21 protein-coding genes and 2 tRNA genes are annotated in these 20,461 nt (G+C 63.3%); 15 read left to right on the forward strand and 8 right to left on the reverse strand.

The window, feature by feature from the left end; all coding sequences use genetic code 11:
• Nucleotides 1–99: 99 nt before the first annotated feature.
• Nucleotides 100–1,380, forward strand: a complete 1,281-nt coding sequence (locus tag LB538_RS00430) for a M23 family metallopeptidase (RefSeq protein WP_224525562.1) — start codon at nucleotides 100–102, stop codon at nucleotides 1,378–1,380.
• A 94-nt stretch (nucleotides 1,381–1,474) separates the two neighbouring features.
• On the opposite strand, the gene LB538_RS00435 is transcribed toward LB538_RS00430, so the two are convergent.
• Nucleotides 1,475–2,653, reverse strand: coding sequence for a M24 family metallopeptidase (locus tag LB538_RS00435; protein WP_224525559.1), 1,179 nt, complete (start codon nucleotides 2,651–2,653; stop codon nucleotides 1,475–1,477).
• Nucleotides 2,654–2,836: 183 nt separating this feature from the next.
• On the opposite strand from LB538_RS00435, the gene LB538_RS00440 reads away from it, so the two are divergent.
• From LB538_RS00440 to LB538_RS00470, 7 genes are all read left to right on the forward strand, one after another.
• Nucleotides 2,837–4,273: an FAD-binding oxidoreductase gene (locus tag LB538_RS00440; RefSeq protein WP_224525554.1), complete on the forward strand. Its 1,437-nt coding sequence runs from the start codon at nucleotides 2,837–2,839 to the stop codon at nucleotides 4,271–4,273.
• The gene (locus LB538_RS00445; RefSeq protein WP_224525550.1) at nucleotides 4,270–5,004 is read left to right on the forward strand and encodes a FadR/GntR family transcriptional regulator; all 735 of its coding nucleotides are present in this window, start codon (nucleotides 4,270–4,272) and stop codon (nucleotides 5,002–5,004) included. Before LB538_RS00440 ends, LB538_RS00445 begins: the two co-directional genes overlap by 4 nt.
• A gap of 2 nt (nucleotides 5,005–5,006) precedes the next feature.
• Complete coding sequence (locus LB538_RS00450) at nucleotides 5,007–5,441, forward strand: VOC family protein (RefSeq protein ID WP_224525548.1); 435 nt, start codon at nucleotides 5,007–5,009, stop codon at nucleotides 5,439–5,441.
• A 67-nt stretch (nucleotides 5,442–5,508) separates the two neighbouring features.
• Nucleotides 5,509–6,561: an ABC transporter substrate-binding protein gene (locus tag LB538_RS00455; protein WP_224525545.1), complete on the forward strand. Its 1,053-nt coding sequence runs from the start codon at nucleotides 5,509–5,511 to the stop codon at nucleotides 6,559–6,561.
• Nucleotides 6,561–7,334, forward strand: a complete 774-nt coding sequence (locus tag LB538_RS00460) for an ABC transporter ATP-binding protein (RefSeq protein WP_224525543.1) — start codon at nucleotides 6,561–6,563, stop codon at nucleotides 7,332–7,334. The genes LB538_RS00455 and LB538_RS00460 overlap by 1 nt, the downstream gene beginning before the upstream one ends.
• A complete protein-coding gene (locus tag LB538_RS00465; RefSeq protein ID WP_224525540.1) occupies nucleotides 7,331–8,086 on the forward strand; it encodes an ABC transporter permease in 756 nt (251 codons plus the stop codon). The genes LB538_RS00460 and LB538_RS00465 overlap by 4 nt, the downstream gene beginning before the upstream one ends.
• A gap of 129 nt (nucleotides 8,087–8,215) precedes the next feature.
• Nucleotides 8,216–8,755 (forward strand): hypothetical protein, encoded by a 540-nt coding sequence (locus LB538_RS00470; protein WP_140840233.1) that lies wholly within the window; start codon nucleotides 8,216–8,218, stop codon nucleotides 8,753–8,755.
• 81 nt (nucleotides 8,756–8,836) lie between these two features.
• Here the strand turns inward: LB538_RS00470 and LB538_RS00475 are convergent.
• Nucleotides 8,837–8,912 (reverse strand) — tRNA-Val (locus LB538_RS00475).
• A 219-nt stretch (nucleotides 8,913–9,131) separates the two neighbouring features.
• Between LB538_RS00475 and LB538_RS00480 the strand changes: the two genes are divergently transcribed.
• From LB538_RS00480 to LB538_RS00490, 3 genes are all read left to right on the forward strand, one after another.
• Nucleotides 9,132–9,208, forward strand: a tRNA-Asp gene (locus LB538_RS00480).
• A gap of 292 nt (nucleotides 9,209–9,500) precedes the next feature.
• Nucleotides 9,501–10,310: an ankyrin repeat domain-containing protein gene (locus LB538_RS00485; protein ID WP_224525538.1), complete on the forward strand. Its 810-nt coding sequence runs from the start codon at nucleotides 9,501–9,503 to the stop codon at nucleotides 10,308–10,310.
• Between the two features lie 348 nt (nucleotides 10,311–10,658).
• Nucleotides 10,659–10,862 (forward strand): hypothetical protein, encoded by a 204-nt coding sequence (locus LB538_RS00490; protein WP_224525534.1) that lies wholly within the window; start codon nucleotides 10,659–10,661, stop codon nucleotides 10,860–10,862.
• Nucleotides 10,863–10,878: 16 nt separating this feature from the next.
• Here LB538_RS00490 and LB538_RS00495 read toward each other — a convergent pair whose 3' ends face one another.
• The 4 genes from LB538_RS00495 to LB538_RS00510 form a co-directional block, all read right to left on the reverse strand.
• Entirely contained in the window at nucleotides 10,879–10,977 is a 99-nt protein-coding gene (locus LB538_RS00495; protein WP_208648418.1) for a putative RiPP precursor, read from the reverse strand.
• A gap of 109 nt (nucleotides 10,978–11,086) precedes the next feature.
• Complete coding sequence (gene rbsK, locus LB538_RS00500; RefSeq protein ID WP_224525531.1) at nucleotides 11,087–12,031, reverse strand: ribokinase; 945 nt, start codon at nucleotides 12,029–12,031, stop codon at nucleotides 11,087–11,089.
• A gap of 4 nt (nucleotides 12,032–12,035) precedes the next feature.
• Nucleotides 12,036–12,488: an RbsD/FucU family protein gene (locus LB538_RS00505; protein ID WP_224525528.1), complete on the reverse strand. Its 453-nt coding sequence runs from the start codon at nucleotides 12,486–12,488 to the stop codon at nucleotides 12,036–12,038.
• Nucleotides 12,489–12,515: 27 nt separating this feature from the next.
• The gene (locus LB538_RS00510; protein WP_224525525.1) at nucleotides 12,516–13,574 is read right to left on the reverse strand and encodes an ABC transporter ATP-binding protein; all 1,059 of its coding nucleotides are present in this window, start codon (nucleotides 13,572–13,574) and stop codon (nucleotides 12,516–12,518) included.
• A gap of 279 nt (nucleotides 13,575–13,853) precedes the next feature.
• Here LB538_RS00510 and LB538_RS00515 point away from each other — a divergent pair, with 279 nt between their 5' ends.
• The 3 genes from LB538_RS00515 (at nucleotide 13,854) to LB538_RS00525 (ending at nucleotide 17,752) form a co-directional block, all read left to right on the forward strand.
• Nucleotides 13,854–15,518, forward strand: coding sequence for an ABC transporter substrate-binding protein (locus tag LB538_RS00515; RefSeq protein ID WP_095765158.1), 1,665 nt, complete (start codon nucleotides 13,854–13,856; stop codon nucleotides 15,516–15,518).
• Nucleotides 15,519–15,710: 192 nt separating this feature from the next.
• Nucleotides 15,711–16,826, forward strand: a complete 1,116-nt coding sequence (locus LB538_RS00520) for a carbohydrate ABC transporter permease (RefSeq protein WP_224525522.1) — start codon at nucleotides 15,711–15,713, stop codon at nucleotides 16,824–16,826.
• An 8-nt stretch (nucleotides 16,827–16,834) separates the two neighbouring features.
• A complete protein-coding gene (locus tag LB538_RS00525) occupies nucleotides 16,835–17,752 on the forward strand; it encodes a carbohydrate ABC transporter permease (RefSeq protein ID WP_140542613.1) in 918 nt (305 codons plus the stop codon).
• 165 nt (nucleotides 17,753–17,917) lie between these two features.
• Here the strand turns inward: LB538_RS00525 and LB538_RS00530 are convergent, their stop codons facing one another.
• Nucleotides 17,918–18,661 (reverse strand): creatininase family protein, encoded by a 744-nt coding sequence (locus LB538_RS00530; RefSeq protein ID WP_224525519.1) that lies wholly within the window; start codon nucleotides 18,659–18,661, stop codon nucleotides 17,918–17,920.
• 4 nt (nucleotides 18,662–18,665) lie between these two features.
• Complete coding sequence (gene hxlB, locus LB538_RS00535) at nucleotides 18,666–19,232, reverse strand: 6-phospho-3-hexuloisomerase (protein ID WP_224525516.1); 567 nt, start codon at nucleotides 19,230–19,232, stop codon at nucleotides 18,666–18,668.
• 185 nt (nucleotides 19,233–19,417) lie between these two features.
• Between hxlB and LB538_RS00540 the strand changes: the two genes are divergently transcribed.
• Nucleotides 19,418–20,440 carry an aldo/keto reductase gene (locus LB538_RS00540; protein WP_224525512.1) on the forward strand — a complete coding sequence of 341 codons (1,023 nt, stop codon included), beginning with the start codon at nucleotides 19,418–19,420 and terminating at the stop codon, nucleotides 20,438–20,440.
• Nucleotides 20,441–20,461 lie beyond the last annotated feature (21 nt).

A 20,461-nucleotide genomic window follows, 5' to 3' on the forward strand; every position in this document is an offset into this window, starting at 1 on the left:
CGTGCATCCGGCGCCGCGCGGTCGACACGGCAAAACTTTGTTAACCCTAATAATGTGTAATCAGGCTTGTCGTTAGTCCGTAACGAAAGCTTGGTCCCCGTGAAACCAACCGGTCAGTCAGCTGTCTTCGGCAGGCGTAAGGAACCGCACACGGTCATCATCGCCCGGGGCGACGAGATCAGGCATTTCACCATCCGCCCCTGGCTCGCGGCCTTCATCGGCTCGGCTCTGGCGGCGATCGCCATCGGCTATCTGCTCGCGACTTCCTATCTGGTGCTGCGCGACGACCTGATCGGCGCCACGACGGCAAGGCAGGCGCGCATGCAGCAGGCCTATGAGGACCGCATCTCGGCCCTCCGTGCCCAGGTCGACCGCATCACCAGCCGCCAGCTTCTCGATCAGCAGCTGATGGAGACCAAGGTCAGCGAGCTGCTGGCCAGGCAGACCCAGCTCAGCGAGCGGCACGGACGGCTTGGGCCGATCCTCGAGCGCGCCGAGAACGAGGTCGGTGACGCACCTGCAACGGGCGCAACGGCACCCAAGCCCGACGAGCACGCCGAGGTCACCGGCAGCCTTTCGCAGGCGTCGACCTATTCCGTCGCATCCTTGGACGCCGGCGATACAAGGCCCTTCTCGCTCTGGTCGACACGGTCCGATCCGCTTGACGGCGAAACGGCGGCCGATCGCGCCGACAAGCTGTTCGTCTCGATCAATGCTTCGTTGAAGGCCATCGAGGGCCAGCAGCTTTCGCGCATCGCCACGCTTGCCGACAACGCCTACAAGAATGCCGATGCCATAGCGCAGGCACTGGAAGCGGCCGGCCTGCCGGTCGACGGCGAACTGAACAAGAGCGATGTCGGCGGCCCGCTGGTTCCGCTTGATCCCACCATGGGTTTCGACAGCAAGGTCAAGGAGTTGGACGAGGCGCTCGATGCGCTCGACCAGATCAAGAAAGAGGCGCGCAAGCTGCCGCTCGCCAATCCCGCCCCGGGTCGCACGGTGACCAGCCCCTTCGGCGTGCGCACCGATCCGATCCTGGGCAGCGCCGCCCTGCATACGGGAATGGATTTCAGGGCGCCGATCGGCATGCCGGCCAAAGTCACCGCCGCCGGCGTCGTCACAAGAGCCGGCTGGGCCGGCGGCTACGGCCGCATGGTCGAGGTCGACCACGGCAACGGCTTTGCCACACGCTACGGACATCTGAGCGAGATCGATGTGAGTGTCGGCCAAAAGCTCGCCGCCGGCGACGTCATCGGCAAGACCGGCAGCAGCGGCCGCTCGACGGGTCCGCACCTGCACTACGAAGTGCGCCACGATGGCGAGGCGGTCGACCCGCTGCGCTTCCTCACCGTTGGCAAGAAGGTCGCGCAGTACCTTTGACCGGCTGATCCAAATCGGCGCCGTGCCCGATCTCGATCATCCGATCGACAATCCCGGCATCGATACCGGCCGCCGCACCGCTCGCGCCGGCCAGTCAGGCTTTGACATGGATATCCCGCGGGAATCTCGTCAGCGTCTCGTTGCCGGTATCGGTCACCAAGATGGTCTCGCTGATCTCGATACCCCAGCCATCCATCCACATGCCCAGGATGGAATGAACGACATTGCCGGGTTGGAGCACCGTCTTGTCGCCCGGTCTCAGGCTGATCGTATGCTCGCCCCAATCCGGCGGATAGGCGACGCCGATGGAATAGCCGATACGCGATTCCTTCTTCAGCCCGTGGCGCTCTATGACCTTGCGCCATGCAGCTTCGACCGCCTCAGCGGTCGTTCCCGGACGTGCGGTTTCGAGCACCGCATCCATGCCCTCGATCACCGCCTTTGCCGTGTCTGCGACGCGGGTCGGCATCCTGCCGAGCTGCATGGTCCTGGCGAGCCCGGCGGCGTAGCGGCGGCAGACGCCGGCAAGCTCGAGCGCGATCGTTTCGTCCTTTCCGAACCGCCTGTCGCTCCACATGATGTGCGGCGCGGACGCGTTCTCGCCGCCGAGGATCGTCGGCGGCAGCGCCGTGATGTCGCCGGCGAAATCCGGGCTGCCGGCGATCTGCGCCGCCTGGATGGCGGCGATCGCATCGCATTCGCGCACGCCCGGCGCGATGACTTCGTAGGCCCGCGCGACCGCCGCTTCGGCCAGCCTCGATGCGTCGCGCAGATAGGCGATTTCCGGCGCCGACTTCACCGCGCGGATCCAGTTCACGAGCAGGTCGGCGTCGTGCCATTTCGCATTGGGCAATCCGGCGACGAGCCGCGCATGTGCCTTCGGCGAAAAATAATAGGCTTCGAGCTCGACGCCGATATGGCGGCTTCCCCATCCCTTGGCGACAATCCAGGCCGCGATCCAGTCCATGGGATGACGATCGGCGCGCTGAACGTGGTCCTCCGGAAATCCGATCACGTTTTCCGGCTTCATCCAGGCCGTCAGCAACCCGCCGGCCGCATCCATGGCGCGGCCGATCCAGACCGGCTCGGCATCCTCGATGGGAACAAGCACGACCTGCGGCGTGTAGAACGACCAGCCGTCATAACCGGTGATGTAATGCTGGTTGGCGACGTCGTTGACGATCAGGAGTTCGATGCCGCGCTTGGCCATCTCGGCGCGGATTCTTGCGAGCCGCCGCTGGTACTCTTCGCGGGCAAAAGGCAGCTCAATCATCTTTCCTCCTCATCGGGATCGATCTGGGCGGGACGAAGCCCTGTCGTCCACCATTGCGGTGGTTTTGACCGGCGACAATCGGCCAGGACGATGCATGGGCAGGGCCTAGCCGAACGGGGAGCGATTGACTCGAAGCAAGTTGTAGGATGATATGTATCACCCGATATCCAGACATGAACCTTCATGACCGTTCATCGCCTCTCGCCGGAAATCCTCAGCGCCATGGAAGGTGCCGTCGGCCGAAACGGCATTGCCGTCGAGCCGGCTGGAATGGCGAAATATCTGGGCGACTGGGCGGGCGACTATCAGGGTGACGCTCTTGCCGTGCTGCGACCTGGTTCGGTAGCCGAGGTGCAGGCGCTGATGCGCCTGTGCAATGAGCTCGGACTCGGCGTCGTTCCACAGGGCGGCAACACCGGCCTGGTGTCAGGCGCGATCGACAGCAAAGGCGGCGGTCTGGTTGTCTTAAGCCTGGAGCGGCTGAACGCCATCCGGCAGATCGATGCGGATAATTTCACGCTGCGTGCTGATGCAGGCTGCGTGCTGCAGACGATCAAGGACGCCTGCGAGGCGCGGGATTGCCTTTTCCCGCTCGCGCTCGGTGCGCAAGGCAGCTGCCAGATCGGCGGCAATGCGGCCACCAACGCCGGCGGCGTCAACGTGCTGCGCTACGGCATGGCGCGCGACCTGATCCTCGGCCTCGAAGTGGTGCTGGCGGATGGCGAGCTGTGGAACGGCTTCTCCGGTCTGCGCAAGAACAACAGCGGCTATGATTTGAAGCAGCTTTTCATCGGCTCGGAAGGCACACTGGGCATCATCACCGGTGTCGAGGTCAAGCTGTTTCCGAAGCCGGCCAAGACAGAGACCGCCTATCTCGGCCTGGCCTCGTTCGAAGCGGCCGTCACGCTCTTCAACCGGGCACGCCGCGACTGTTCGGACCTGATCTCCGCTTTCGAGATCATCGGCGCCGAATGCATCGAGCTTGCCCGGCTGGTCGACCCCACAACGAGAGCGCCGGTCCCGGCACCCGTCCAGGTGCTGATCGAATTGTCGTCCAGCGCCGCCATCGATCTCAACGGCCTGCTGGCCGGGTTCCTCGGCGATGCGGTGGAGAGCGGCCTGGTGACCGACGCGGTTCTCGCCGCGAGCACCGCGCAGGCCAGGAGATTTTGGGCGATCCGCGAAGGCCTGGTCGAAGGCCAGGCCAAGCGCGGCTATCATGTGCGCACCGACCTGTCGGTGAAGATTTCCGACATCCCGGCCCTGATCGAGCAGGCCCGCCGCTTCGTCGCAAACGATCATCCCGGCTGGATTCCCCTCGCCTACGGCCACGCCGGCGACGGCAACATCCATTTCAACGTGCTGCCGCCGGCCGACCTTGCCGAGGCCGAGACTCGTGCGCGTGGCGCCGAGGTTATCGCCGGGCTCTATGAAATCGCCGCCGGCCTCGGCGGCTCGATCAGCGCGGAGCACGGCATCGGCCGCAGCCGCCGCAAGGAGTTCTGGGCCGGCCTATCGCCGACGCATCGCCGCATGGTCGCGGCGCTGAAGAACGCCCTCGACCCCAAGGGCGTGATGAATCCCGGCTGTCTGTTGCCCGCGACGGAGACTTTTCCATGAAGCAGAGACTGGCCGCCATCGGCACCGTCGAGACATTGCCGCACCGGGTCGCCGCCTTCCTCAGCCGCGAGATCGAATCCGGCGAGTTGAACCCCGGCGCGCGCCTGCCGACCGAGCAGGAACTGTCCGAAAAATTCGGCGTCAGCCGCAACGTGGTGCGTGAGGCGATCGCCCAGCTCAGGGCCGACGGCATGATCGAGGCCCGGCAAGGCATCGGCGCTTTCGTGCTGGCCCCCGAGCAGCGGGCGGCGATCCGCATCGACCGCGAGGCGCTCAAGGACACGCACAACATGGAGCGGCTGTTCGAGCTGCGCTGCATCCTCGAGGCCGAATCGGCAGCGCTTGCCGCGGCGCGGCGCAATCAGGGCCATCTCGATTCGATCAAGGCTGCGCTCGACCGCATGGGCGGCGAGGAGCGTTGGGAAGAAGGCAGCATCGACGCCGATCTGCTCTTCCACCGCGAGATCGCGCGCGCCACCGGCAACAGCTACATCCATACCTTCATCTCGTTCGTCTGCGAGCAGATCCGCCACTCGATCCACTACGCGCGCATGACCAATCCGCTGCACGATCTCGTCGAGATCAATGTCGGCGAGCATGTGCGTATCTTTGAGGCTCTGGTGGCGGGCGATCCGGCGGCGGCGGAAGCGGCGATGCGGGCGCATATCGTTGGCGCCGCCAACCGCGTCGGCGTCAAGCTGCCGCTCTCGAAAGCCAATGGAGCGAAATAGCCATGCCGACGAGCGTCACCCGCATCTCCGATGTCTGCCTGCTGGTCGAAAACATCGAAAGGACGGTCGACTTCTACGTTGAAAAGCTCGGCTTCCGCCTGCGCCGCCGCGCTGAAGGCTTCGCCGATTTCCATGGCGAGGGCGTGACGCTCGCCGCTTGGGAGCTCGACCACATCAACCGGCATACGGGCGTGTCCAACCTGAGATCGCCGCGCCATGCGCACAAGGTCTGCGTCGCCGTGCAGCTCGACACGCCGGCCGATATCGACTGGCTGCATGGCGAACTCAGCGCCAAGGGCGTGCCCTTCTACGGCCCGCCCGAAAACTACGTCTGGAACGCGCGCTGCGCCTATTTCACGGACCCGGACGACACGCTTTGGGAGCTTTACGCTTGGCTCGACGGCGGCCCTGGCGACTACCACGACGAACAGCCGTAGACGACGCCGAGCCGAAGGGAACGGCGCCTGGAGAAGAGACGAGAAAAGTCTGCAACAGGAGCGAAAAATGAGTGGGAACAGGGACTTCGAATTGAATCGCCGCGCTTTCGTGAAAGGCGGCATGGCTGCCGTGGCGGCCGTATCTGCCGGCATGCAGCTGGTGCTGACGCCCGGCGCCAAGGCCGCCGGCAAGGTCGTCATCCAGTATGACTGGCTGATGTCCAACGGCCAGATCGGCGATATCGCGGCCGTCGCCAATGGCTACTTCAGGGACGCCGGGCTCGAGGTCGAGTTCAGCCCCGGCGGTCCGAATGCGTCGACCGTGCCGCCGGTGATCTCGGGCGCCGCGCAGCTTGGCCAGTTCTCGGAAACGCCGCAGCTCTATTCGGCCCGCGCCAGCGGCGTGCCGATCAGGATCATCGCCTGCGGCTTCCGCACCGGTCCTTATGCATTGACGTCCAAGCCCGCAAAACCGATCCGCGGCGTGGCCGATCTCAAGGGCAAGAAGATCGGCATCCAGCCGACGGCGCGCTTCGTCATCGACGAGATCCTGGCCAAGAACGGCATCGATCCGTCGGAGGTGACCATCGTCAATGTCGGCTTCGACAAGGCGCCGCTGGTTCGCGGCGATGTCGACGCGATCGGCGGCTGGATTACCAACACGCAGGCGCTCAGCGTCGTCGGCGACGACCGCATCGACCTCTTGACGCGTGACCTCGGGCTGAGCTCCTACGCCGATGTCTATTTCGCGACCGACGCGGCAATCGAAAAGGATCCTGAGACACTGGCGAAGTTCATCGGCGCCGTCGGCAAAGGCTGGGGCTGGGTCCACGCCAACCCGCAGGAGGCGGTCAAGAAGATGGTCGCCGCTTATCCCGAAATGGATCTCGGCTGGGAGGAAAAGACCGTCAACCTGGTGCTGAAACTCTCCTTCGACGGCGCAACCGCCAAGGATGGCTGGGGTACGTTCGACCCGGCCTCGATCGAGGAGCAATTGGCGCTGCTCGACAAGGTTGGCCAATATCCGAACGGCCGCCCGGCGACCGCCGATGTCTACACCACCAAGATACTCGAACTCTCGGCCGCAGACCGGCCCAAGCTCGACGCGCCCGCCGCGTGATGCCGGACGCGATCGAAGCGCGACAGCTGGATGTCGGCTATGGCTGCCGGCAGACAGCCGTCAAAGTGCTCGCCGGCCTTGACCTCACCGTCGCGGCCGGTTCCTTCCTGTCGATCCTGGGGCCGTCCGGCTGCGGCAAGTCGACCTTGCTCAGAGTGGTGGCCGACCTGCTCGACCCGCTTGGCGGCTCGATCAGCGTGCTGGGCGAAACGCCGCATACGGTGCGCTCGCGCCGCGATGTCGGCTTCGTGTTCCAGGATTCGACCCTCCTTCCCTGGCGCACGGTGCGCGACAATGTGCGCCTGCCGCTCGGCGTCGGTCAGGGCAGCCTGACGCGCAAGATCGAGGATCGCAGCACGGAACTGCTGGAATTGATGGGGCTCGGCGGCCTCAGTGAGCGCTTGCCGCATCAGCTCTCCGGCGGCCAGCGCCAGCGCGTGGCAATCGCGCGTGCCTTGCTCGGCGAGCCCAAATTGCTTTTGATGGACGAACCCTTCGGCGCGCTCGACGAGATCACGCGCGACCGGTTGAACGACGAACTGCTGTCCCTTTGGCGGCGCAGCGGCACAACTATCCTTTTTGTCACCCATTCGATTGCCGAAGCCGCCTATCTTGGTGAGCGCGTCATCGTGCTGGCAGCCAATCCTGGGCGCGTGGTCAAGGACCTCGACATGCGGCCCTTCAAGCAGGAGGGCAACCGCTGCAAGCGCGAGGATCCGGCGATCGTCGCCGCCATGGCCGACCTGCGCGTGGCGCTGGAGCGCGCATCGTGAGACAGGCGCCGCTCTCCCCGCAAATGACGGTCGCGCTTCCCATCCTGGGCGCGGCTTCGATCCTGCTTGCCTGGCAATATCTTTTGCCGTTGCTCGGCGTGCCGGCCTATATCGTGCCGACGCCGACAGCGATCCTCGGCGTGTTCCAAAAGAATTTTGCGCTCCTCATCGACAATCTGAGGCCGACGCTGATCGAGGCGCTGGCCGGCTTCGTCATCGGCAATCTCGCCGCCGTGCTGCTCGCCGTGCTCTTCGTCCACAGCCGCGTCCTGCAAGCCGCCTATTTCCCGATCGTGCTCTTCTTCAACACCATTCCGATCCTGGCGCTGTCGCCGATCATCATCCTGATCTTCGGACTCGGCATGACGCCGAAGATCGTGATTGCCGCGGTAATCTGCTTCTTCCCGACACTGGTGAACATGATCCGCGGCCTCGATTCGGCGAGCGACAACGAGCACGAGCTGTTCCGCGTGCTGTCGGCGACACACTCGGAGATTTTCTGGAGCCTGCGTCTGCCCCGTGCCCTGCCGATGCTGTTCTCTTCGCTGAGGATCGCGTCGGCCACCGCCGTGATCGGCGCCATCGTCGGCGAGTGGATCGGCTCGGACAAAGGGCTCGGCGCGCTGATCATCCAGGCGACCTTCAACTATCAGTCCGATCGGCTTTATGCGGCGATCGTGCTGTCGTCGTCGCTGTCGATCGCGTTGTTTTGCCTCGTCGTCCTGATCGAGCGGCGAATCATCAAATATTGAGCAAGACGGCGGCCCCCGCGCCGTGTGCTCACGCATCGAGTTAGGAACATCCTCCCGAGCAGGCATTCATCGCGCATTTATTCGGCCTGCGGTAGGATGCCGGCGTGCAACCAAACCGGGAGACAATTCGTGTCAAAAGCTTTTCACGTCTCGATCCGAACGATGCTGGCCTTCATATGTCTGGCCGGGCTGGTCGCCGTGGCGTCCGCCCTTTTCCCCGCCTCCGCCTCGGCGCAGCAACTGCGGCGATGCGCGAATGAGGGCGGCATATGCCGCTTGCCCTACCCCACCCAAGTGATCTACGGCGCCCGAGGCCGAACCACCGCACGGTTTTTCGACCGTCGGGCTGTGCCCTGCTCGAACCGCCTGTTTGGCGACCCCGCCCCCGGCCGCGAAAAGGCCTGTTATTTCGTGGCGCGTGGCGGCGGCTATGGCGATGACGACGACTACGGGGACGACGATTACGGCTCACGCCCCTACCGTGGCGAATGGGTCGCCTGCGCCAGGGAGGGTGAGTTCTGCGATTTCAGCGGCCGCGCGATGGTCAGATACGGCGCACGCGGCCAGTACACGCAGGATGTTTTCAGGAACGGCGTCAGATGCGGCAACGACGCCTTTGGCGATGACCCCGCTCCTGGCGCTCACAAGCGCTGCTACGTCAGGCAGTAGCCGTGCCTGAACCCGGCGCGCAATAAGGTGGCGGCTCAGCAAGGGCCGTCGCCGCATTCTGCTTCAGCTTGTCCGGCAGGCTGGTGGGCGATGACGGGCTCGAACCGCCGACATCTTCGGTGTAAACGAAGCGCTCTACCAACTGAGCTAATCGCCCGCTTGAGCGCGGACCTTTAAGCAGTTAGGGCCGCATTCGCAAGGCTAAATGAACAGACGGCGCACCCGTCGGGGCGCGGATTTCCCCAGCCTCGGCGCCGCTGTCAAAAAACCTTCTCCTGATTACTGTAATGCTTGAATGCCGCGCTTGACACCCGCAGGCGAACCCCTTATCCACCGCCCCAACGACGAACACGCCTGACACGTGCTCGTCAAGTGCGCGGGTGTAGCTCAGTCGGTTAGAGTGCCGGCCTGTCACGCCGGAGGTCGCGGGTTCGAGCCCCGTCACTCGCGCCATTTAACTTCCTGACAGGTATATTTTCTGAAGTGGCTCCTGACACTTGGGGGAAGCGTCGGACCGTGTCGGTGCATCTTGCCGGCAGCCGAATGAGAGTGCTTCGCCGTCTCTCCTTGGTCTTTATATCAGCATCTGCTAAAATTTATTTTCGCAGGTGCCGTAATGCGAGCCAACGTTCCGCGCTTTCCCGGCAGTGATGTCGACCCGAGGCGTGATTGCACGCGGGCCAACGCTGGAACTACCGATTGATTCTGCTCGCAGATGGAGGGCCCACAACACAGGGAGGACACGATGGTCAGGCCAAGCAAGTGGGTGATAGCGGCTTTGTGGGTTCTTTGGCTTTTAAACCTGCCCGCCCAGGCGAGCAACCTGGGCGATCTTGTCAGACATGGCGATCTCTCGAGGGTGGCTTCTGCCTTGGATAAAGGCGCTGCTGTCAACGAAGTTGACGGTGTTACGGCGCTCTATATCGCCTGCGAGGGCGGGAATGTGGAAATAGCAAAACTTCTGATCGATCGTGGGGCGGACGTTAACATGCCCGTCAGCTGGCAAAGAACGCCACTCTACGCGGCCAACAAGGGTGGCTATTCTGACGTCGTGAAGCTGCTGCTCGATAACGGCGCCGATCCAAATCAGGTGGCGAAATCGCAAACCCCGCTGCACGTGGCTGCCGAGAAAGGCTGTCTTCATTGCGTGGTCCATCTTGTGGATGCGGGAGCAGACGTCAACGCGCTGACGTCGAATGGAAACCCACCCATACATTTGGCCAAGCTTAGCGGTCACGAAGACGTCGTGGCTTACTTGCGCGCTCACGGCGCGGGACAACCGCCCATCGCGCCTATTTCGGCGCGCCTTGTATCGGCAAACGCCGAATCGGGCAAAAGAATTTTCGACGAAACGTGCGGAGCCTGTCATCTTTCAGCGCCGGATCGCAAGATTCCCAAACGCGTCAATCTCTGGGGCGTGGTAGGGCGGCCAAAAGCAGCACAAAGCGACGTCCAGTATTCGTCGGCTCTAAGGGAAGCTGGCGGCACATGGACCTTTGAAGATCTCAATTCCTTCATCTCAAACCCGGCTTTCGCTTGCCTGGAACAGACATGATTTTCCCGGGCCTGCGAGACGAGAACCAGCGAGCAAACCTGATCGCTTACCTACGGACCTTGAGCGACAGGCCGTTGCCGCTTCCCGAGAATTGATTGCTCCTGCGAATATGCGGCGCGACTGCGCTTCGGGGAGGCCCGCGCCCTCCTGGCTGAAGAAGACCGGCCGATTGTCGTCGTCGCAGAGCTGGTCGGTATCTAACGTTGGCAAATTTCAGGCTTCAATTCAAAGCGTTGAAGGGGCCTCCGCGCGAATGCCGCAGCAGATTTGCCGTCTGAGATCCTTGATCCCGGAACCATTCCAATCTTGTCCCGTTCAGCCAACGGGCGAAAAGACGGGAGAGATAAGATGGCTGTGAGATGTCGGATTTCCATCGACGATGAGAGGGATGTCGACGAGCTCGCCTTCCAGGAATTGCCGCGGGTTGGCGAAAGCGTGTCGATACCGGTCGAAGGGTCGAGCAGGGATCTTCGTGTGCTTCGTGTCGTGCATATGCCCGGCGGCGAGCAAGGCGCAACGACGATGCTGGAGCTGACCAGCAGGATTCTTTAGCGCTGCCCCCTCGGAATCATTCGCCCAGCACAACCCCGGAAGCGACGATCTGGGCCGTCCGTTCGGTGAGCTTCTGGCGCTTTACCAGCGTGGGCTTTTCGTAAGGCTTTTTCATCCTACCGTTCCAAATCGGCGCGCAGACAGGACGATGAACGCGCTCGCCTCAGTTGCGTTCCGCAATAAGGGGCCGCTAAAAAGCCGCAAAAAATGGAAGGCGGGAGGTCTCAGGCCCTGGCGAGCAGCGCCTCGACCTCCTGCGATGTCGGCATGGAAGGCGCAGTGCCGGGGCGGGTCACCGAGATACCGGCGACCGCGCAGGCAAAGCGCACGGCCTCCAGCGGCTCGACGCCTTTTGCCAGGGCGGCCGCGAGACCGCCGTTGAACGCGTCACCCGCTCCCGTCGTCTCGATCACCGGACCGGCATTGACCGCGTCGACATGCTCCGAACGATTCTTGGTGTGGAGCAAAGCGCCCTTCTCGCCGAGTGTCACGATGACTGCGCCGACACCCTTGGCCAGCAGCGCGTCGGCGGCGCGGCGGGCGTCGTCGATCGAGGAAACCTTGATGCCGGTCAGCCCTTCGGCCTCCGTCTCGTTGGGTGTGACATAGTCGCAGAGCGCGTAGACGCGGTCGGGCAGGCTGGCGGCGGGGGCGGGGTTGAGGATGGTCGTCACCCCTGCCCCGCGCGCGATCTCGAGCGCCTTCAATGCTGCGCCGATCGGCTGTTCAAGCTGGGTAACGAAGACGCCGGCGGACCGGATCAGGTCGGCATGCGCCTCGATGTCGGCGGGCGAGATCAGCATCGCCGCGCCCGGGCTGACGATGATGGCGTTGTTGCCGCTGCCTTCCTCGACAAAGATATAGGCCGCGCCCGTATAGCTGTCCGGCGTGTCGATGACGGCGCTTTTCACGCCTGCGTCCTTCCAGGTCTGCTTCGCCATGTCGGCGAAGGCATCGACTCCGAGCCTGGTCAGGAAGGTGATGTCGGCGCCGAGCTTGCCTGCCGCCACTGCCTGGTTCGAGCCCTTGCCGCCCGGGCCGAGCTTGAAGGAATTGCCGAGGATCGTTTCGCCCAGACGCGGCTGGCGGTCAGCGCGATAGGCTGTGTCGGCGACGAACACGCCCAGGATCACAACAGGCTTCATGATGACGGGCTCGCCTGTGGCCATGTCCTTACTCCGCCTCCGGCGGCACGACGCCCTTGCGGAAGGCAAAGCAGCCATAGAAGCGGCGCTCGCCGGTCTGGATCACGCAATAGGCTTTCTTGGAACGCTCGTAGAAGGCGTAGCGCTCGATCGAGATCATCGGCCAGGACTTGCCCTCGGCGGCGTCGATCTCCTTCTGCACCTCCCTCTGCACCGGCGGGATTTCGTTTGGTTTGCCGACGATCTCCATGCGCGCTGCCGCATCGTCGACGAAAGTATCCAGCGGATAGAGCGAGAGCACCGCCTTCACCACCTCCGCCGCCGTCGCGTCGATACGCAACAGCTTGCCGAGCACCGTCTGCCTGGCCACGGAATCGGACGGGAAATTGGTGTCGGCGATGATCAGGTCGTCGCCATGGCCCATCGCCCGCAGCGCCTGGAGCACATCGGCATTGAGCAGCGGGTTGATCCCTTTGAGCATGGTTTCCTCTTGAAGGGTTGTGTGCGGTCAGAGACGCTTGCCGGTTGCGGCGTCGAAGAGGTGGACCTGGTCGAGACGCGGCTTGAGCTTGAGCGTGTCACCGGGCTTGAAGTCGTGTCGCTCGCGGAATAGCGCCACCATCTCGCCCTCGCCGAACCGTACGAACACCAGCGTCTCCGAGCCTGTCGGTTCGACCACCGAAATCGTGGATGCGACGCCGTCAGGATGGATTTCCAGGTGCTCGGGGCGCACGCCATAGACGACGGCTCGGCCGTCTGCCGCGGCGATATTGGTCGGCATCGGAAACGCCGAGCCTGCAATGTCGACCACGGGCTTGTCGCCCTTTTTCATGGTGCCCTTGAGTAGGTTCATCGCCGGCGAGCCGATGAAGCCGGCGACGAACAGATTGGCCGGCCGGTCGAACAGCTCCAGTGGCGCGCCGACCTGCTCGATGCGGCCGTCGCGCATCACGACGATCTTGTCGGCCATGGTCATGGCCTCGATCTGGTCGTGGGTGACGTAGATGGTGGTCGTCTTCAGCCGCTGGTGCAGCTCCTTGATTTCGGTGCGCATCTGCACGCGCAGCTTGGCGTCAAGGTTGGAAAGCGGCTCGTCGAACAGGAACACCTGCGGATTGCGCACGATGGCGCGGCCCATGGCGACGCGCTGGCGCTGGCCGCCCGAAAGCTGGCGCGGATAGCGCTTGAGATAAGGCGCAAGGTCGAGGATGTCGGCGGCGCGCTTGACCCGTTCGGCGACGACGGCCGGATCGGTGCCGCGCAGCTTCAGCGCAAAGGCCATGTTCTGCTCCACCGTCTTGTGCGGATAGAGCGCATAGTTCTGAAACACCATAGCGATGTCGCGCTTCGCCGGCGGCAGGTTGTTGACGACGCGGTCGCCGATCGAGATCGTGCCGCCGGAAACGGTCTCCAGCCCGGCCACCATCCTGAGCAGCGTGGACTTGCCGCACCCCGACGGACCGACCAGCACGACGAACTGTCCGTCGGCGATGTCGACACTGACCTCATGCAGGACCTTGACGGTTCCGAACGCCTTGGCCACACTGCTGATCGCGACTTGAGCCATCGTCTCCCCTTATCGTTTGCGGTGAAGCTAGCCATTGCGAACGGCAACGGCAAGTCGGTATCTTATAGATAAAAAGCCAATCTTGTTGACAAGGTAATCGATTACGCGAATAGTGGCGAGTGCCAATCCGAGAGCAGGCCTGTTATCCTGAAATCGGAGATCCGGCGACGCAGGGTGGGGTCCCACGTCCGGTATGATCGAGGAGAACCGAGAGGCGTTTCGACGTCTGAGAGATTGGCACTTCAATTCAAGCATTGTTGTTCTGGGAGGAACCTGTAGATGAGAGTCGATCTGTACGAAAAACTGATGCGCGCCGGCGCCAGCCGCCGCGATGTGCTGAAGGGTGCGGCCAGCATGGCCGCAATCGCCGCCGCCTCCGGCGCCGGGCTCGGAGCACTGACGAAGCCCGCGGCCGCCGACGACAGTCTGCGCGCGAAAATCCTGCAGATCCCGGGCGTCGGCAAAGGCCAGCCGACGGATGCCGACTTCCAGAAGGTCGGCGAGCTCTGCCTCGAAGCGACCAAGGCCAATGTCAAGGAAGGCGAGTTTGCCGGTGTCGAGCTCACCTTCATGGGCCTCAACAACCAGAACCTCCACAACGTGCTGTTCCGCGGCTTCCTGAAGCCGTGGGAGGCCTATACGGGCGCCAAGATCAGCTGGATCGACCTTGCTCAGGCCGACTACAACGCCCGTCTGCAGCAGTCTATCGCAACCAAGACCGTCGATTTCGACATCATCGAGATGGGCGCGCCTTTCGAAGGCGATGTCTGCGGCAAGGGCCTTACCTCCGAGATGCCCGATTGGGTCAAGAAGCAGATCGATTTCGACGACCTCGTCAACTACCTGAAGCCGCCGGTCGGCACCTGGGACGGCAAGCAGTATCGCGTGACGATCGACGGCGACGCGCACAATTTCAACTACCGCACCGACGTGTTCGCGGATGCCGATCTCGCCAAAGCCTGGAAGGAAAGCGGCGCCACGACCGAATGGGGCGTGCCGAAGACCTGGCAGGAAGTGCAGGCCGTCACCAAGTTCCTCAAGGGCAAGCAGTTCAAGGGCCAGGACATCTATGGCTATCTGGACGCGCCCAAGCCCTGGGGCGGCTTCGGCTTCTATTTCCTCGGCAGCCGCGCCACAGCTTACGCCAAGCACCCCGATGACAAGGCCTGGCTGTTCGACGCCGACACGATGAAGCCACGCATCAACAACCCGGCCTGGGTGCGCGCCATCCAGGACGTGATCGACGCCCTGCCGTCCGAACCCGCCGACCAGATCAATGCCGATCCGAACACCACTGCCTTCCAGCAGTTCCTGGCCGGCACCGGCTCGATGATCCCCTGGTGGGGCGACGTCGGCTCGAATGTGAAGACCAACGACTCGTCGGTCATCGGCGATGTCACCGGCTTCTCGATCCTGCCCGGCTCCGACGACGTCTACAATTCCAAGACCGGCAAGTGGGAAAAGCTCGCCAGCGGGCCGAACTATGCGCCGAACTGCGCCTATCTCGGCTGGGGCGTCTATGTCATGGCCCGCGTCGATTCCGACGAGAAGAAGAAGAAGGCCGCGTGGTCGGCCGCCGCCCATCTCGGCGGCAAGGACCTGTCGATCTGGACGGCGATGTATCCGTCGGGCTTCCAGCCCTACCGCAACTCCCATTTCAACGTTCCCGAATGGGTGGCCGCCGGCTATGACGAGGCCTTCATCACCTCCTACCTGAAATCGGAAGGCGATTCCTACAACCATCCGAACGCTGCGATCGAGCCGCGCATCCCCGGCATCTTCCAGTACTACTCCGCCGCCGAGGACATCCTGGCCAACACCTTTGCCGGCAAGATGAAGGCGCAGGAAGGCGCCGACGCCATCGCCGCGGCCTGGGAAAAGCTGACCGACCAGATCGGCCGCGAGAACCAGATCAAGCTCTACAAAGCCTCGCTCGGCATGTAGGCTGGCTTATGAGACGTCGCGGCCCGGTGGCACATCGTCACCGGGCCGCATTTTTACCGGCTCGGCCGGTTTGATACGTTTACAATTCCTGGAAAAGTGTGAGCGGTTTTCCGTCCGGAATTGCGTAAAAACAAAGAGATGGAGCGGTTCGCCATTTCCGTGAAACGGTGACCGCTCTAGAAGGCGAGAGGCGTGGCTGAGCAGACTTCGACCGTGAATGCGTGGCCGGCACATCCGGCCGACCTGATCCCGGCAGGCCGCAAGCGCCTCGGCTGGGGCCTGCTGGCCATTGCAACCCTTGGCCTGCTGGCGATCATCGTCGTGCAGATCCTCTACAAGACCGAGATGTCCACGGTCGGTTTCGACACATGGCGCCCTGTGGTCTACGCCTACATCTTGTGGGGCGCAGCGCTTGGCGCCTGGCAGGTGCTGACGCGCGGCGAGGACGGGCAGCGCGCGCTGTTCCTTTTGCCGGCCCTGCTCTTCACCATCGCCATGGTGATCTTCCCGACGCTGTTCGGCTTCTACATCGCGCTGACCGACTGGAATCTCAGCTCCTTCAGCGGACGCAGGTTTAACGGCCTCGACAATTTCTGGCAGATGCTGGCCGACCCCTATTACCGCAACGCGCTGTTGAACATGGTGCTCTATGTGCTTGCGGTGCTGGTCGAATATATCATCGCCTTCGGCCTGGCGCTGCTGCTCAATGCGCAGATTCGGGCCCGCAAATTCTTCCGCGTCGTCTTCCTGCTGCCGCTGATGCTGTCGCCGGTCGCGGTATCCTGGATGGTCGGCAAGTCGCTGATGGAGTACCGGTTCGGCCCTGCGGCGACGCTGGCGCGTCATCTTGGCTGGGACAATCCCGCCTTCTTCTCCGATCCGATCACTGCCCGCATCTCGATCATGATGCTCGACGCCTGGACCTTCATCCCGTTCATGATGATCATGCTGCTGGCCGGCCTGCAGGCGATGTCGCGCGAGGTGCTGGAAGCCGCCCGCGTCGATGGCGCGACCGCATGGCAGACATTCTGGCAGGTGACCTTTCCGCTGATGCTGCCGGTATCGGTGACAGCCGTGATCCTGCGCATCATCTTCAAGCTGAAGCTTGCCGACATCATCATCACCCTGACCTCCGGCGGCCCTGGCGGCGCCACCGATTCCGTGTCGAGCTTTATCTATCGCGAATACCGCGACCGCTCAAATGTCGGCTACGGCACCATGCTGGCCATGGCCTATCTGGTCATCATCGTCGTGTTCGTGACCTGGCTGCTGAAATTTGCCAGTCGCTTCGTGCGCAACGTCAACTGAGCGGCATCATGAGCGTCCAGACCACCGACTACACCGTTTCCGAGATCCGCTCGCCGGCGGCCTTCATCGCCAGCCGCGTCTTCATCTATGGCGCGCTTATCTTCTGGGCTTTCGTCTGCCTGTTCCCGATCTATTGGACGATCACCACCTCGTTCAAATCGGCGGTCGACGTCACCCAAGGCCATCTCATTCCCTTCGTCGACTTCACGCCTGACTGGAAGGGCTGGCGCTCGCTCGGCCTGTCGCCGGACTCGATCTCCCAGACCTCGACCGTGCGCGACGAATTCCTCAAACGCTTCATGAACTCGGTCATCACCTCGGTCGGCGCATCGAGCCTCGCCATCATCATCGGCAGCCTCGCCGCCTATGGCCTTGTCCGCTACCGCTACAAGTTCGCCTGGTTCAAGAACGAGGACATCTCCTTCTTCTTCCTGTCGCAGTTGATCCTGCCGCCGGTCGTTCTGGCGCTCCCCTTCCTGGTGCTCTACCGCGAAGTGGCCCTCCTTGATACGCGCATCGGGCTCGTGCTCCTCTACACGCTAATGGTGCTGCCGATCGTCATCTGGATCATGCGCGACCAGTTCAACTCGATACCCGTTGAATTGGAGGAGGCAGCCCTTGTCGACGGGCTGTCGATCTGGGGCGCCTTTTTCCGCATCGTCATGCCGATCGCGTTGCCCGGCATGGTCGCCGCCTTCATCCTGGCGATGGTGCTGTGCTGGAACGAGTATTTCTTCGCCGCGCTTTTGACATCGACCGATGCCAAGACCATCCCCGTCATGGTGGCGAGCCAGACCGGCTCGCAAGGCATCAACTGGTGGTCGATGGCGGCCTTGGCCACCGCCGCGATCGCGCCGCTGGCCATCATCGGCATCGCGCTCGAGCGCTATCTGATCATGGGCATGACGGCCGGCTCAGTGAAGTAGGATTACTTCCCCTTCCCCCCTTGTGGGGGAAGGTGGCCGCGAAGCGGCCGGATGAGGGGTGTTCCAGGGAAAGCCGACCTCTCACTCCGCTGGAACACCCCTCATCCGTCTCGGCGCTGCGCGCCGATCCAGCTTCTCCCACAAGGAGAAAAGGAAGAACCGCGCCTATCGCACCAGAATCGACCGCAAATGGTCGAGGATCATCGCGACCCCGATCTTGCCGAGACCCGCCGAGGCTTCCGCCGCACTTTTCGTGTACCAGCCGGTGTTGTCGGCCAAATGCTTCTCGTCCACCGCTTCCGGGCATAGCGCCAGCATCAGCGACGTCTCGCCGATGCCGGCATGGTCGAACGGATATTTGCCGTTCATCGCGGCCGGCATCAGCGGGTGCACCTGGACCCAGTTGAAGACATTCTCGCCCTGCGCATGGCCGGCATAGTAATCGGCCATGGCGTTCGAACCCCACCAGCCTTCGCCGCGTTCCTTCTCCAGGAAGCGGAAGATTGCCTGCCGGCCGGCGGTCTTGAAGGCGAGATCGGTCGGCATGCCGGCCGCGAAATTCTCGGTCTGGTGGTGGATGATGGCGTGGATGTTGCGGAAGCCGATGCGCAGCAGCCCGTAGAACAATTCCTCCGCGAAGGGCGAAAGCGCCGGGCCGCCGACCTGCACCGAGCCGCTGCCTTCCGGCGCCGCCACTGCATAGCTTGCGGCGCCGTAATAGAAGGGCGGCAGGATGACGATGTCCCTTTCCTTCTCGATCAGTTCGACCGTCTTGATCACCGCCAGCGTGTCCATGCCGACCGCCATGTGCTCGCCGTGATATTCGAGCACGCCGAGCGGCAGCACCATCGGCCAGTTCTCCTCGATCGCCTTGCGGATCTGGTACGGCAGCATAAGTTCGTAGCGCATCTCCTTACTCCATGTTGGTGTGCCTGGCGCGCATCGCTTCCGGCGTCGCATTGGTCAGCGCCTGGAGCTTCAGCACCATGATTTCGAACAGAAGGAACAGCGCGCCTTCGAACAGCGAGCCCATCGGCAGCACCGAGCTTCTCGCCGCGCCCTGGTCGCTGGCCATCGTCTGCGCCGGGATGACGAGCGTGAAGTCGGCGAGCTTGGCGGCGCTGCTTGCCGGTTCTGCCGTCAAGAGCAGCACCTTCGCGCCGGCCTCGCGGGCAACCCGCATCAAGCTCAGCACCGTGGCGGTCTCGCCGGGACCTGAGCTCGCCAGGAAGACGTCGCCCTGCCCGAGCGGCGGCGTGGTCATGTCGCCGACGACCGAGACCGGCAGGCCGAGATGGTAGAGCCGCATGGCGAAGCCCTTGACCTGCAGCGCCTCGCGGCCGCAGCCATAGACAGCGATCCTGCCGGCGCCGGCAAGCATTTCGCAGGCGGCGTCGATGCGAGCTTCGTCCGTGCGCGCCAGCACCGCGCCAAGCTCGTCCAGCGCGGTCGCGAACATCCCTGATGCGGCTTTGGTCATGACGGCTCACCTTGCCTGCCGGGGCGTCGCTTGCCTCTACGGAATTGCGGCTCGCGACCACGAAAGGCTTGTTTTTGTTCATGCTACCATTGCGAAAATCGCTGTCCAACGAGCCTCGGCACTTTTGCTGGGCCACGAGCGTGATAGTGTCATGTCAGACAAATCACTCCGGGACATCGTCAGACATGAAGACACGGCACTTCGACCGCATCGGCAATGGCGGCATCACCTTCACCGAGCTCGGCTTCGGCACCGCGCCGCTCGGCAATCTCTATCGCGCCATCTCCGACGAGGACGCCAATGCCACGTTAGAGGCGGCATGGGCGACCGGCTGCCGCTACTTTGATACGGCACCTCTTTACGGCCTCGGCCTGTCGGAAACCCGCCTCAACCCGTTTCTGCGCGGCAGGAAGCGCGACGACTATGTGCTGTCGAGCAAGGTCGGGCGCATCATGCGGGTCTCTGCACCGGACCAGCGCACCGGCATCGGCAAGTTCTTCGAGACGCCGTCGCGCCGGGAAGTCTACGACTACTCCTATGATGGCGTCATGCGCTCCTTCGAGGCCTCGCTGGAACGCCTCGGGGTCGACCGTGTCGACATCCTCTTCGTCCACGACGTCGACATCTTTACCCACGGCAGCAAGGAAGCCTCCGATGCCCGCATCGAGGAGTTCATGTCGTCCGGCTATTACGGGCTGCTTTCGCTGCGCGACCAGGGCGTCATCAAGGCCTTTGGCGGCGGCATCAACGAGTGGCAGGTGGCACAGACCCTCGCCGAACGCGGCGATTTCGACCTGTTTCTGCTCGCCGGCCGCTACACGCTGCTCGAGCAGGAGGCGCTTGCCACCTTCCTGCCGCTTTGCCAAAAGCGCGGCATCGGCATCGTGCTGGGCGGCCCCTACAATTCCGGCGTGCTGGCGACCGGCCCGAAGCCCGGAGCCTTCTACAATTACAGCGAGGCGCCGAAGGAGATCCTGGATCGCGTGGCGCGCATCGAAGCCGTCTGCAAGCGCCACAACGTGCGCCTGATCGAGGCGGCGCTGCAGTTCCCGCTGCAGCATCCTTCGGTAGTGTCGGTGATCCCTGGCGGCCAGCGGCCGGCCGAAGTTGAAAGCAACCGCGCCCTGCTCGACACCAAAATACCTGCGGCGCTGTGGGCGGATTTGAAACAGGAAGGCCTGATGCGCGCCGACGCGCCAACGGCCTGAAACGGCCTGCGAACAGCCATA

The organism is Mesorhizobium sp. Ca11 (assembly GCF_020165275.1).
GTDB lineage: Bacteria > Pseudomonadota > Alphaproteobacteria > Rhizobiales > Rhizobiaceae > Mesorhizobium.